At 23.9% G+C, this 14,151-nt stretch carries 12 protein-coding genes; 8 read left to right on the top strand and 4 right to left on the bottom strand.

The window, feature by feature from the left end; all coding sequences use genetic code 11:
- Positions 1-236: 236 nt before the first annotated feature.
- Positions 237-494, top strand: coding sequence for a UPF0147 family protein (locus MBBAR_RS01905; protein ID WP_042702709.1), 258 nt, complete (start codon positions 237-239; stop codon positions 492-494).
- Between the two features lie 245 nt (positions 495-739).
- Here MBBAR_RS01905 and MBBAR_RS01900 read toward each other — a convergent pair whose 3' ends face one another.
- Both MBBAR_RS01900 and MBBAR_RS01895 read right to left on the bottom strand, forming a co-directional pair.
- Positions 740-1,333, bottom strand: a complete 594-nt coding sequence (locus MBBAR_RS01900; protein WP_080459594.1) for a class II aldolase/adducin family protein — start codon at positions 1,331-1,333, stop codon at positions 740-742.
- 69 nt (positions 1,334-1,402) lie between these two features.
- Positions 1,403-3,220: a DNA-directed DNA polymerase II small subunit gene (locus MBBAR_RS01895; protein ID WP_080459593.1), complete on the bottom strand. Its 1,818-nt coding sequence runs from the start codon at positions 3,218-3,220 to the stop codon at positions 1,403-1,405.
- Positions 3,221-4,104: 884 nt separating this feature from the next.
- On the opposite strand from MBBAR_RS01895, the gene MBBAR_RS01890 reads away from it, so the two are divergent.
- The 7 genes from MBBAR_RS01890 (at position 4,105) to MBBAR_RS01860 (ending at position 10,644) form a co-directional block, all read left to right on the top strand.
- A complete protein-coding gene (locus tag MBBAR_RS01890; protein ID WP_080459592.1) occupies positions 4,105-4,659 on the top strand; it encodes a hypothetical protein in 555 nt (184 codons plus the stop codon).
- A gap of 87 nt (positions 4,660-4,746) precedes the next feature.
- Positions 4,747-5,853 (top strand): precorrin-3B C(17)-methyltransferase, encoded by a 1,107-nt coding sequence (gene cobJ / locus MBBAR_RS01885; RefSeq protein ID WP_080459591.1) that lies wholly within the window; start codon positions 4,747-4,749, stop codon positions 5,851-5,853.
- 13 nt (positions 5,854-5,866) lie between these two features.
- Positions 5,867-6,481, top strand: coding sequence for a potassium channel family protein (locus MBBAR_RS01880; protein WP_080459590.1), 615 nt, complete (start codon positions 5,867-5,869; stop codon positions 6,479-6,481).
- 433 nt (positions 6,482-6,914) lie between these two features.
- Positions 6,915-8,099 carry a magnesium transporter gene (locus MBBAR_RS10670; protein ID WP_346218168.1) on the top strand — a complete coding sequence of 395 codons (1,185 nt, stop codon included), beginning with the start codon at positions 6,915-6,917 and terminating at the stop codon, positions 8,097-8,099.
- Positions 8,100-8,462: 363 nt separating this feature from the next.
- Positions 8,463-8,870, top strand: coding sequence for a hypothetical protein (locus MBBAR_RS01870; RefSeq protein ID WP_158082501.1), 408 nt, complete (start codon positions 8,463-8,465; stop codon positions 8,868-8,870).
- Positions 8,816-9,346 (top strand): hypothetical protein, encoded by a 531-nt coding sequence (locus MBBAR_RS01865; protein WP_080459587.1) that lies wholly within the window; start codon positions 8,816-8,818, stop codon positions 9,344-9,346. Before MBBAR_RS01870 ends, MBBAR_RS01865 begins: the two co-directional genes overlap by 55 nt.
- A gap of 242 nt (positions 9,347-9,588) precedes the next feature.
- Positions 9,589-10,644: a hypothetical protein gene (locus MBBAR_RS01860; RefSeq protein WP_080459586.1), complete on the top strand. Its 1,056-nt coding sequence runs from the start codon at positions 9,589-9,591 to the stop codon at positions 10,642-10,644.
- Positions 10,645-10,674: 30 nt separating this feature from the next.
- Here MBBAR_RS01860 and MBBAR_RS01855 read toward each other — a convergent pair whose 3' ends face one another.
- Positions 10,675-11,970 carry a cobalt-precorrin 5A hydrolase gene (locus MBBAR_RS01855; protein ID WP_080459585.1) on the bottom strand — a complete coding sequence of 432 codons (1,296 nt, stop codon included), beginning with the start codon at positions 11,968-11,970 and terminating at the stop codon, positions 10,675-10,677.
- 239 nt (positions 11,971-12,209) lie between these two features.
- Positions 12,210-13,361: an orc1/cdc6 family replication initiation protein gene (locus MBBAR_RS01850; RefSeq protein WP_080459584.1), complete on the bottom strand. Its 1,152-nt coding sequence runs from the start codon at positions 13,359-13,361 to the stop codon at positions 12,210-12,212.
- Between the last annotated feature and the right edge of the window lie 790 nt (positions 13,362-14,151).

Here is a 14,151-nt window from a genome sequence, read left to right as displayed (position 1 = left end):
CTTAGTACTATATAATAAATGTATAGTAATTTTATAAAATAAAATTTTTAATATATTTATCTTAATTTACAATTAACATACTAATTATTATTTAATTTATCCAAATCTATTTATGGAGCTTATAATTTATATATATAGATTATATTTAATTAAATCCATGAATAGTAGTTTTTTGTATTGATTATAAAAATGTTAAATCTTTATTTATTATTTATTTTAATTTTGGAGGATTATTTATGAGTAACGATATTTTTAACGAAGTTTCTGAGATTTTAAAACATATTATGGAAAATCCGAGTGTACCTCGTAACATTAGAAGAGCTGCTGATGAGTCTAATACACTACTTAACAATAAAGAAGAAGATGAAACTGTAAGAGCAAGTGCAGTTATCTTAATATTAGATGAAATTAGTAACGACCCAAATATACCTATTCATGCTAGAACCCTTATTTGGGAAGTTTTAAGTAAATTAGAGTCAATTAAAACAAATTAAACATATATCCCCTATCATATATCATATTTTTTTTTATTAGGTATTTAATAACTATTTGATTATTTATTAGCTATAAATATTTATTTGCTATAAATGCTTAATATAATTTTTCAACCATTTTTTTTTTGCTTTTTATTATCTATTTTTAATCATTTTAATGTTTTTTATTTATTCAATTTATCTATAATCTCAATTATATGAATATTAATTATATAGCTCTTAATTATTTGTGAAACTCAATCATATTAAAATGAATCTGATAGATTCAAAGTATGTGAAATGAATTGAGTTTTAGCTATATCTTCAACAAATTCCGCTAATGAACAGGCTTCTTCAATATTTTTTCCTGTTGATATAACTCCATGATTTTTTAAAATCAGTACGTCTTCATTTTTAAGTGCTTCAGCAGATTTAACAGCTAATTCATCACTTCCAGGTCTTTCATATTCAATTTCTGCCAAGTATGGGGAAATTATTTCACCAAAACCCTCTAACCTTTTTATCCGTTTGTTAGAAAATGCAAAACCTGTTGCAAAAGGAGAATGAGTATGAACAATTGCACCAATGTCATCTTTTTCTTTATATATAGCTAGATGTAAGTATATTTCAGAAGAAGGAGTTCCTTTAGTTAAATTGTTCCCATCAATATCAATTAATATTATTTCTTCTTCTTTTACTTTACCTAATGACTTCATAGTAGGAGTAATAGCTATAACATCCATTCCATTATCATTAAATCTAGCGCTGACATTTCCAGCTTTTCCAGAAACTAATTTACGCCCAAAAAGATATTTCGAAACATCAACAACACTTTTAATATTATCATCTTTATCACTCATTTCATCACCAAATAGAACTGAAAGATTATTTTAAAATATATAGCTAAATAATCATTTAAAATACTTATTCTAAATAAAATTCAACTTTTTATAAACGCCTCTATGAAGAATTGGAACCTCAGCACAAGTTGGAAGAATGTTGTGAACTTTTTGAAACTCAGTTTGAGTCTGAAAAGTTCCTGAATTAATCATATGAACTCCTTTATAATTTTTATACGTATTTATATGAACATGACCCGTATGGAAAATATCAGGAACATTATCAATTACAAGGTGATCTTCAAGTTCTGATGCCAAAGGAGTTCTTTCTCCATATATCGGTGCTAGGTGACGTTTATTTAATAATTCTTCCATTATAAGATCATTTCTTTCATGTGAAAATCCTTTAACAGTAATAGCAATATCATCAAAACCACGACCATGATAAATAAGAGTATTCCAACCATCAAGGCTAACAATCGCTGGATTACTTACAAATTCTACATTATTTAAATCATAAAGAGATTTTGCATATTTTTCAGGTATTGCAGGTTGTGGTTCAGCCACTCTTGAAGCATCGTGGTTTCCAGGAGATATAATAATCTTTATATCACTTCTAATATCTCCAAGAAGTCTAGCTGCCTCTTCATATTGTTCTGAAATATCTTTAATAGATAATTCTTTGTCTTGATTAGGGTAGACACCAATACCATCTACAATATCCCCACCAACTATCAAATATTTAACATCTTCACCAATGGATTTTTGCTCTTCTGTTCCATAATCACCATTTAGCCATTTAGTAAATCTTATAAAAGCATCTTCAAGAAAAGTTAAACTACCAATATGTATATCAGAAGTAAAAACTGCGGAAAAATTCATTGATTTTTTCGCAATTCTTGGTACGCCGGGTTGGATAATTTTATTTGCAATAGCTAAATCTCCCTTTTTTTCAGCAAGAATACCAACAACTTCATCTTTAACAAGTTTTTCTGATTCTCTAAAAAGTTCATGATTGTCTTTATGGAAAAGAACACTTATTTCACCGGTATCATCATCAAATACAATTATCTTATGTCCATTTTTAGTAGACCTAATCTCTTTAACCATTACAATTAAACTTAAATCTGTAGCTTTTTCTTCTAAATCAGAAATTTTCTGATATGCTTTGAGTTCAGGTCTTTTAGATAAAATTTTTGATAATTTAGAGTATCTATTCTTAAAATAAGTAATTAAATTTCCAATTTCACCACTAGTATAAGATTTCTTACTAGTATCTTGAATTACCTTATAATTATAGTCTATATTACAAGGATTAAGATTTCTTTTACATTCAGAAGGTGAAAATCTATTTTTTTCAACATTATCTTTAGGATTAAAATTAACATCATTAGAATTAGCTTTAAGATTATTAGAATTAGCTTCAACACTACCAATTTGGTCAAAATCGGCTTTAAAATCTTGTACCTGTGATTCTGGACTAATTGATCTAGATTTTAGATTAAAGTTCTTAGAATCGGGTTTGTCCGTTTTAAATTTTTTAGTGTTGAATTTATTGGTATTAAGATTATTAACGTTGGACTTATTAGTATTAAGCTTAGTATTGAGTTTATTGGTATTAGATTTAGAGTTTTCATTATTATTTAGAGTTTTCTGAGAATTAGGAATAGGATTGTTTGAATCCTTATTTTGATTTGGAATAGGCAAACCTAAGGTTTTAATAAAGTCCTCAACAATATCCGCTTTTAAGGAAACTAAATCTTCTTTGGAAAATTCCTGGCTCTTTAATTTAACAATTAAAGATGAAGAAAAATCTAAAGGATCATCCAAATTATTTATTAAATAATAAGCTTCAGGAGATAAGTTAATATTTTTTTTAGCAAATTTAAAAAGAACTTCTGTTGTCATTTATATCTATTGTTTTTATGTAAAATCCACAAAATATTTTATATTATAAAATATTTTATAATATAATTATAGCTTATTTTACTTTATTTTTTCTTGCTATTAAATTTTATTTTTAGTTATTATATTTTAGCTATAAAATCTTTAGTTATAAAATCTTATAGTTATAAAATCTCTTTATATAGTTTCTATTTATATAATCTATATTTGTATAATGATCTATTTATATATATTTTAGTTATAATTTAAAATTAATTTATATATTTTTAAATTTCCATGATTATTGTTTAGCATTTTACAATAAATATTTTACAATAATACTAAAAATAATTATAAATCAATGTTTAATAAAAATATAAAAATAGTTAATTTTATTAAACTAAATAAACAAACTTAATTTAATATATATTATTAATAAATAGAATATATTAAAATGAATTTTAAAAATTATTTTGAATTTTAAGAATTATTTATTTTATATTCTTATAGATTTTATATTTCTTACAAGTTTTATGTTTTTGTAAAATTTTAGTTGATGTTTTAAAACTTATTGAATAAAGATAAATTACAGAAAATATTTAATATATTTACTTTTAAAATATAGTTTCTCAAACAAATAGTTTCTTGAAGTATAATTAATTACTCAAAATGTTACTTTAAATGTAACTAATACTTATTATAATTTTAAATTATCATAATTAATTTACAAACAATATAAATTATTATACAACATAGTTAATTTAGCTTATTAAACATTTTTATAGGCAATTAATAATTTATAAGATAATTAATGACTTATAACAATATACAATGAATATTAAATAGTTAATAACAATTAAATGTTATATTGATTAAATATTATATTAATTAAAATATTAGGTGATAATATGCCAAAAGCACTTAAGATAATCCTCATCTTATTACTTTTTATAGGATTTTTTGAAGCAGGTCTTCTTAGCTCATATACAATCGTGACTTCAGAACCGCCAGATGTTAAAGGACTTATTGACCTACAAATAAATACTATTGCAGAATTATTTAGCTCTGAAAATATTAATAGTGTTTTGATTAAGGATCCTCAAAAAGTAAATGTTACAAACAAAGTAGATGTGAGTGAAAACTTAACGTCTCTTGCAAAGGTTGATGGTGTGGATCTAGATAGTATGAATTTTACTACCTATTCTGGTTCCAGTGACGGTAAAATTTCGGTCAATATTACTGCATTAGCTTATTCTTCACCAAATACTACATCCGGGAGAATTGTATTGTCTGGAACCCCTGATTATATTATAAAAGCTACTGCTGAAGCGAACAGTAGTGATAGTGGTATCACGGTTGATTTAAGTACAATTAAAATAATTTCTATATTGAAATTCTTCAATCAAACCAGTTCTAATAGCTACTCTGGAAATAATGGTTCTGATAGAATTACTATTGGTTAATATCAGCTAAAGATAGATATAAAAAATAGTTAAATATTAATTAAAATAGTAATTAAAATATTATACTAATATCTAATGGTGGAAATGATGATCAATATAATTGGGATTGGACCTAGTAGAAACAATATTACAGAATCTGCTCTTAATGCTTTAAAGGAATCTGATGTTATAATTGGTTATAAAAAATATGTTGACTCAATACATGATTTAATTAAAGATAAAGAAATCATCAAAAAAGGAATGGGAGATGAAATTTCTAGAGGAGAACTTGCTATAAATAAAAGTTTAGAGGGAAAAAATGTTGCTTTAATTAGTTCTGGAGATCCTGGTGTTTATGGAATGGCAAACTTAATGTTTCAGCTTATCAGTAAATATAATGATTTTAATCCACAGAGAGATATTAAAATTTTTCCAGGTGTCAGTGCTGTTAATTTTGCAGCTTCTCTTCTTGGAGCACCACTCCATGATTTTGCTGTTATAAGCTTAAGTGATATATTAACACCATTATCAGAAATAGAAAAAAAAATAGAATTTGCATCAAAAGCTAACTTAATTATGGCCATATACAATCCAATTAGTAAAACTAGGAAAAAGCCTTTTAGAATGTTTAAAAAAATACTAAATGAAACAAAAGATTCTAAAACATTAATTGGAATTGTTGATAGTAGTGAAAGTGGTTATAACAATGAAGGTCCTATAAAAACAAATATAATTACTCTTGAAGAATTAAATGAAGATGATATTAATATGTCCACAATATTAATTGTTGGAAACTCTTTAACCTATCGTCAAGATGGTTTCATGATTACACCTAGAGGTTATATTATTAAATCTGAAATTCATCCACTTTCAGAAAATTTTTATAAAGAATACTTAGAAGGAACTTCTCCAATAGGGCCTAATACTAGCTGCGAGTACTATCCTTGCCATGAATGTGAAAATGGGCCCCAATACTGTGATTTTTGTTATTGTCCATTTTATCCATGCGGAGATGGATCAACTGGTGGAAAATGGATAAAAAATAAAGGTGTTTGGAGTTGTGAAGACTGTGAATGGATCCATCAGAGAAATACAGTTGAATGCATTAGAAAAGGATTAAACAATATATTAGAAGATGTTAATGATCTAAAATTAAAAAAGAAAGATTTATTAAAATTAAGAAGACAATGTATTTTAGAGAATAAAAATAATTGATAAGGATGGAAACATGGCTAGCATAAAAGATATTCTAATAGAAATGAAAAACTTATCCGAGCTAATGGTAGATTTAGCTTATTCAGCTGTACTTTTTAATAGTAAAGACGCTGCAAAAGAAGTTTTAAAGCTTGAAAATAAAGTTAATAGCTTAAATTATGAAATAAAAAAACAATCTCTTGTAGCTGCACGTTCTGTGGAAGATGCTGAAAAATTAACTGCATTACTCGAAATAGCTGAAGCAGCTGAAAGTATTGCAAATGCAGCTAAAGATTTGGCAGATATTGTTATTAAAGGGATAAAACCACACCCAGTATTTAAAATGGTTATGGAAGAAGCAGAAGAACTTATTATAAGTGTTACTGTTGAAAAGGAATCTGAATTATCTGATAAATCACTTGGCGAATTAGTTTTAGCTAATAGGACAGGAATGATTGTTATAGCAATTAGGAGAGATGAAACATGGATATATGGGCCTGATAAACACACTGTTATAAGAGAAGGTGATGCTTTAATTGCTAAAGGAACTGAGGTGGGTTCAGAACTCCTTAAAAAATTAGCTAATAGTGAAATTGACTTTGATGAAATATCTGATATAGTTGATGAAGAAGGACAATCGCAATCTTGAGATTAAAAATACTGAAAGATTAAAAATAGCTGATTAAATAAAATATTTAAATAATTTATTACACTTGAAATATAGGTTTAAATTTATTAAAAATAAATATTTAAGAATAATAATAAATATATTAGAATAATAAATATTTTAGAGTAATAATAAGTCTATTATTATAATAATAAATATTTAAAGTAATATAATATTAAATAAGCTTTTAAAAATAAAATAAAACTATTAACCAGAAGAGTTGAAATTATGTTTGTAGGTGATATTTATGAAGAAAATAAAACTTCTATTGAAGATGATTCGCCAAATATTTTCAATAATAATATCATTCATAGTCAACTCTTTTATATTTATCTATAGAAAAATAAATTATATATTTTCTATTCCTTATCTAATAGGTCACAGATTTAAGTATTTTTTTAAAGAAACAAATAATGTGTTAAGAGAGGCATTTATTGCTCTTTTAATATGTGCTATTGGAGATTTATTTGCAGGCATTATTCTTGGAAATATGACAAGCTTTTTAGCAGCGTTTCCAGGACTTCTAGTTATCATTCCAGGAGCTATTGGGATGAGAGGAAACATATTTGGGGCTCTTGGTTCACGATTAGCTACAAATCTCCACATAGGTTTATTGTCCCCTGAATTTAAGCGTTCTAAGATTTTATCAGAGAATATATTATCTTCACTTATTTTAACCATGATACTTTCTATTTTTTTAGCTTTTTTAGCTAAAGGAATATGTATAATATTTGGATTTGAAAGCATAAGTTTAGTTGACTTTACATTAATTTCACTATTTGCAGGAGTTATTTCAAGTGTAATAATGCTACCACTAACTATGTTAATATCACTTAAAAGTTTTGAAAATGGATGGGATCCAGATAATATATCAACTCCAGTTATAGCTGCTTTTGGAGATTTATTCACATTACCAGCTATAATTTTAGCTATAATTTTAGTTTCTTTTTTATCAAGTGTAATTTTAAAATATATTGTATTTGTTTTTATAATACTAATCGCTATTTTAAGTTTTATTTATGGAATAAAAGCAGGTGGAGAAATGAAAAAAATTTTAAAACAATCTACTCCAGTGCTACTTGTTTGTTCTTTTTTAGGAGTTACAGCAGGTGGATTTTTAAATAACTCTATTAATACTCTTCTTAAAAATCCGAGTCTTTTAACTTTAGTACCACTTTTTTCTGGTGAAAGTGGAAACCTTGTTAGTATTCTTGGAGCAAGACTTTCATCTGCACTCCATGCAGGTTTAATAAGCCCAGTATTAAAACCAGAAAAGACAACGATTAGAAATTTCTCAATAATAATATTTTTAGCTATACTTATATATCCAATTATTGGATTTTTAGCAGAAATATCTTCAAAACTCCTTAATATACCAGGATTAGGTTTCATACCTATTATAGGAATAAGTACGATTGCAGGTATACTTTTAATAAGTGTTATGCTTTTAATAGTATTTTTAATATCTTCATTATCATATAAAAATGGTTTAGATCCAGATAATATTGTAATTCCAATTTCTACAAGTGTTACTGATTCTTTATCATCTTTAACATTGATTTCAATTTCTATAATGATTTTAAGCCTTTTAAATTTATAAATAAACTTTCTTCTTTTTTTTATTAAATCTTTGAAAACTTTTTATTTTTTAGTTTATTTTATGTTTTAAAGTAAATTTTTGAAAATTAATACAATAATCACTTTTAGAAGCATTATTAAGTTTAAAATTAAGTAATATACTTATATAGAGATTTATAAATAATTTTTCATGAAATTATCAGAAATTATAAGTTTATATTATAAAAAAATTAATTTTATAAAGAATATTAATTTTAAAAGTTTTGATTTTAAAAGTTTTGATTTAAAAAGAATAGGTAAAAATAATCTATTTAAGGAAAAGAAAGGTAGTATTTTTACAGGTTTATCATTATTATTTATTTTTTGTTTTATAATAAGCATTATATTGATTTTAAACTTTTCAATGTCTTATCAAGAAATAATTAGTGCTTCTGAAGATTCAAATTCTTTTAATTATATAATTGAAAATCATAATAAGAATATTCCAGTTCTTAGTAAAGATGTGATTAGTAAATTAGCTGATGATGTTATTAAAAACCATAATCCAATTTATGATAGTAGAGAAATAATTAAGGATGAAATACAAAAGAAGTTAGAAAAACAAGAAGAATATTACCAATTAAAAAATGGCATAACTATTGAAAATGATGTTTTATCTGTTTACAATGGAAAAGATCCATTTCATATTAATGTGAAAACTCTCGTCAATGCAAAAAAAGGAAAAAATCATATAGTAATGTGGTTGAAAGTATTATTTCAATTAAAGGGTTTAAAGATCCTTTACCTTTTTTAATGTGCAGAGATCACCCCACACTAATTGAAAATGGCACAAAAATAAATTATAACGATGCATTATCATATTATATGGTCAAAAATGGACTTTTAAATCCAAAAATTTATGAAAATGCTACTGGTTCTTTGATAATAAGAAAGTGTATATATGATCCTTATAAAGTCCATGGTGAAGGATATTGCATGAAAAATTGCATTGATAATGGTTACTTTCATGAAAGTGCAGATGGTAGCTGTTATTTATGCCGTTTAGAAGGTAAAGGAAGCTGTTATCATTATGGGTTGGAAGTTTTTATTGTTCCTCAACCTAAAAAAAATATTAGTGGAAATATAACTGAAAAATCCATTTCTGGATCAGACCACGTGCTTTTCAATGATCATTATCCTGGAAACATTGTTGAATTCTTTAAAAAAGATGATATATCCGAAATATTAGTTATAGATGATTCTCATGGAGCTAAATATGGGATTTTATGAACATTTGATTAGATAAAACTATTTAAAAATAGTTAAATTTTAATTAAAATTAGTTAAAATTAGTTAAAATTGGTTAAAATTGGTTAAATTGATTAGGTTGATTAAATCTGTTAATAAATTGTTAATAAATATTAAAAATTACTTAAAAATCGTTTTAAATGAATTTCAAAGGATAATTAATAAATAAACTAATAAATAAACTAATAAATTGTTAATAAGTAGTTAATTTTAATGATGATAAAATGTTTTTAAAAGATTCAAGAGGACTAACATTCTCAACAAACATGTTAATAATATTATTTATATTAATTTTAGTTTTTGGGGCTATTGTAAATATTATTGACATTTCAAGTGAAAAAACAATGAATTCCCTAGAAGTAGAAGAAATTGAAAGAATAACAAATGAAATAGTAGATATTTTAATAAATAATCCTGGAACACCAAAACACTGGGAAAACTTATATAATTTTAATATTGTTAATCCAGGGCTTAGTATTGAAAATAGTAGTGAAGTTAATGATGAAGAATTTTACTTGAATACAGTTTCATTTAAAAAGCTTCAAATATTAAAAAATGGAGAATATGGAAATTTAATTACAAAAAAACTATTTAAAAACAAAATGAAAAGTTCTATTAGTGTTTATCCTATTAACTCTAATATCGACCCTATTATTATAAGTGATGATTTTAATAATTACGAAACTAGTTCATCAAACATTATTGCTGTAAATAGAACTGTTAGATGCGATTTTTATAGTGATTTATCAATTATAAGTGTTTCAAACATTGATAAGATTAATTCTAAAGTTAGTTCTGAAACTAATTCTGAAAATAATTTTAAAATTAATAATAATTTATATAATACCCTAGATTTATGTAATCATCGAAATATTGAAAAAAATGAGCATGTTGATGATGAAAAGTATGAATGGATTTGTAAAGGATTCAAGCTCAATAAAAACGATTTTGAGGAAAAAAACTATTATATTATTTTTAATGAAAATAGTGTGAACAAAGAAAATTATTGGATTTTAGACACTATAAAAAATCATTCCAACGATGAAAAAATAATTAATAGTAATAAAATTAATTTAAATGATCATTTAATTCAGTTTTTTGAAAATGAAAATTCAATGGTATTCTATTTACATTCAAAAATTAATAAAAATAATATAGATAAATATGAGTATGTATTAATAGGGGTTCCAAAAGATTTAGACATCAGCAGTTTTAACATTGATTATTTTAAAAAACAGGAGTGTTATTTCATTATGAGAAGTTATTATGATGAAAATTAGGATATAAAAATAAATATTTAAAGTATTAAATTAATTAGAAACTGCAACTGCAACTGTAACACCATCAATAGCTATTTTTTTATGAATAAGTTTTGAATTGTTTTCATTTTTATTTGCTATTATAAGAGCTGATGGTTCAGCAACTCCTGGAATATTAAATTTGTCTTTTACAAAATCTGAATCAGATATAGTTTTATTATTTAACTTTCTTATTTCGTTTAAAGATACAATTTTCAAAGGTATTTTAAGATGTTTAGCTGTTTTTAAAATTCCTTCCTCATTAGCTTTAATTTCAGCTGTGGCAATTGCATCAATTCGTCCAATTGGAATTTTTAAATTATGCATAGCTATTTTAATAGCATTTAAAACGTTTTCTTTCTTTATATTTGCTCTTGACCCAATTCCAACAACCAACTTTTTTTGTTTAAAAAATATATAGTTATTATTAAAATTAGCAAAAATATCAAAATAATTATCTTTAAAATCAGTATGTTTAAAATCACTATGTTTAAAATTATTTTCTTTAAAATAAGAATTATTAAAATCAAGATCTTTAAAACTGTTTTTTTCATTAATAAGATTATTTAATTCAAATTTATTATTTTTAGAGAGATTATAGCTAGATTCATCATGGCTAAATTTATTATTGGAATTATATACTGAATTACTAATTGTAGATGAAATAAATATATTATCAATATTTTTTATTGACATTTCCTTATCTTTTAGGTCAATGATTTCAAGTGTATTTTTATTTTTATTAGTTAAAAAATCCTCTAAATCATTGATATATCTTACATTAGAATTTTTATTATTATTTAAAAAAATTCTAATATTTTTTTCATCTAAAATTGCTTTGTTGAATTCTAAAATTTCATTTTTATTGATAATTTCCCAATAATATTTGTTTGAAAGAGAATCAATGCCAATTTTATTATTAGTATCTGTGGCAGTGGTTATTACTGGTTCTGAATTAATTAATTTAGATATTTTTAAAGTTAATTCATTTGCCCTGCCGAGATGACCAGAAAGTAAACTAATAGTAAACTTTCCATTATCATCCATAGCTAAAATAGCAGGATCTATAGCTTTATTTTTAATTTTTTTAGCTATAGATCTTATAAGGATTCCTGTAGCCATTATTCCAATAATAGCATCATATTTTAAGTTATCCTCGTTAGCGATAAAAATATTGTCAATATTGTTTTTAATATTTTTATGATATGTATCAACATTGATTATAGTTGGATCTTGAGATAATAACAATTTAAGCTTTGATGAAAGGATTTTTCCTTTTTTTGAAACTGATAATATTGCAATATTCATATATAATCCTTCATGGAAAGAATTCTATTTAAATAAAAATTGATAATAAATGGAATAATAATAAAAGTTAAATGATAAATTTTGGAATAATAATTGAAATAATAATATATTCTAAATTATAATTTGAATAATAATCTAAATATTAACCTAATAATAGTATTTTTTAAATAAAAAGTATTTTATATAAAAACTATTTTAAATAAAAATTATTTTAAATAAAAAGTATTAAATAAAAACTATCAAATAGAATATAGTGCGTCTTCTAATATTTCATTATCACATTGCAAAGAAATTATATTAGTCCTTCCTCTACCACGTCCTCTTGAAATTGTGTTTGTAGAAATAATTCCAAGCATTTCAAGTTCATTGATAAAGTCAAAAATTCTTCTATATGAAACTGTATCTCCTTTAGAAACTTCTTTATATGTATCATAAAGTTTACCAGAGGTAATTTCTTCTTTTTCTTGAGTTAAATTCAAAATTGCTTCTAACACTCTTTGCTGTTGAGCAGGTAGTGTGGTAATAAGATCTGTTATTTTATTATGTTCAATCTTATCTTTTGCTTCTCTAACATATTCACCATGGACAAGTTTAGATTCTTTTTCATCCGCTATTTCACCAGCTGTTCTTAAAAGATCTAATGCATATCTTGCATCTCCTTCTTCTTTAGCAGCCATAGCTGCACAAAGAGGAATAACGTCATTAGTTAATGTTTCTAGATTAAAAGATAGTCTTGATCTTTCTTCTAAAATATCAACTAATTGTTGAGCTCCATATGGAGGAAAGACAATTTCTCTATCTCTAAAACTACTCATAACTCTGCTTTTAATAAATTTTTTAAAGTCAACATAATTACTTATAGATAATATTGACACATTATCAGTTCTTGTTAGTGTATAAAGAATACCATCTCCGTCATTTTTAAGAAGAATATCTATTTCATCTAAAACAACAATCAAAATCATCTTATTTCCATATAAATTAGATTTAAGAATATCTCTAAAAGTATTTACAACTTCTGCCTTAGTCCATCCTCTATAAGGAACATCTCTTCCCATTTGTTGACAAAGTTTAGCTATAACCTGATATTCTGTTGTATAATCTGTGCATCTAATATATTCAGTTCTAATTCTTAATTCTTTATTAGAAGCTGCTTCTTCTAATTGTTTCATTGCGAATTTAGCTGCCGCAGTTTTTCCAGTCCCAGTTTTTCCATAAATAGTTACATCAGAAGGTGTTACATTGTTTAAAGCTTCTATCCAGTATTTAGCTATGCCCGTAATTTGGTCTTTTCTATGAGGTAAATTATCAGGTAAAAATCTATGGTCTAAATATTGTTTATCTTTAAAAACGGAACCTTTATCAGCCAAATTATCGAAAATATTAGTCATTGCATCACCAGTGTTTGAATTATGATCTTAATGTTTAATTTATGTATAATATATAGTAAATATATAGTAAAATTACAACTAGTGTTAACTTTACAAAAAGTTATTATATTTCATAATACTAAATTCAAATTTATTAATATTAGTATAGTAATAAAATACATATGACTTTTGATTCAATTGAATATAATTTAAGATCTATAAATAATTAAAATATCAATATCATATTTTATAATGCTCTATTTATTATATAATTAACTCAAATTATAAGTACTATCAATAAAATAATATTGCTATCTTTTGACTAAATATCAATAATTAAATATCAATATATTATCTAAATAGCATATAATATCAAGAATATCAATATTTAAAACATTATAAAATAATAAATAAAAATAATAAATATACAAAATAAATATACGAAAATATTTAATTTATGTATTAATTTATTATTCTAAATTTTATTTTAAATTATTTTAATATGCATATTTTAATAAAAGTATAACTTCAAATCAATAGATTATAGATAAAAAAATATAATAAGTTTAAATCTAGACATTATTTTTTATTATTTTATTATTTTTATTTAGTTTTTATATTATAATTTAATAGGCAAAGATATGTTTAAAATTATAATTTTTTATCTAATAGCTATTTATGAATCTAAAAATACACCTTAAAATAATAAATATTAATTTTATCTAAAAGAGTTAATTTTAGATAGGTTTTAAGATTTTTTATTAATATTTTTTATTAATAATACTTTTTATAATTCTGAAAAATATTTATA

It is taken from the genome of Methanobrevibacter arboriphilus JCM 13429 = DSM 1125 (assembly GCF_002072215.1).
GTDB classification, from domain to species: Archaea; Methanobacteriota; Methanobacteria; order Methanobacteriales; family Methanobacteriaceae; genus Methanobinarius; species Methanobinarius arboriphilicus.
This window is presented reverse-complemented; position numbering and strand designations above follow the sequence as displayed.

Excerpts from the sequence above, each read along its gene's own strand:
- MBBAR_RS01880 (WP_080459590.1), top strand. The coding sequence starts at position 5,867 with ATGGCTAGCATAAAAGATATTCTAATAGAAATGAAAAACTTATCCGAG.
- MBBAR_RS01900 (WP_080459594.1), bottom strand. The coding sequence starts at position 1,333 with ATGAGTGATAAAGATGATAATATTAAAAGTGTTGTTGATGTTTCGAAA.
- MBBAR_RS01860 (WP_080459586.1), top strand. The coding sequence starts at position 9,589 with ATGTTTTTAAAAGATTCAAGAGGACTAACATTCTCAACAAACATGTTA.
- cobJ (WP_080459591.1), top strand. The coding sequence starts at position 4,747 with ATGATCAATATAATTGGGATTGGACCTAGTAGAAACAATATTACAGAA.
- MBBAR_RS01890 (WP_080459592.1), top strand. The coding sequence starts at position 4,105 with ATGCCAAAAGCACTTAAGATAATCCTCATCTTATTACTTTTTATAGGA.
- MBBAR_RS01895 (WP_080459593.1), bottom strand. The coding sequence starts at position 3,220 with ATGACAACAGAAGTTCTTTTTAAATTTGCTAAAAAAAATATTAACTTA.
- MBBAR_RS01850 (WP_080459584.1), bottom strand. The coding sequence starts at position 13,361 with ATGACTAATATTTTCGATAATTTGGCTGATAAAGGTTCCGTTTTTAAA.
- MBBAR_RS01855 (WP_080459585.1), bottom strand. The coding sequence starts at position 11,970 with ATGAATATTGCAATATTATCAGTTTCAAAAAAAGGAAAAATCCTTTCA.
- MBBAR_RS01905 (WP_042702709.1), top strand. The coding sequence starts at position 237 with ATGAGTAACGATATTTTTAACGAAGTTTCTGAGATTTTAAAACATATT.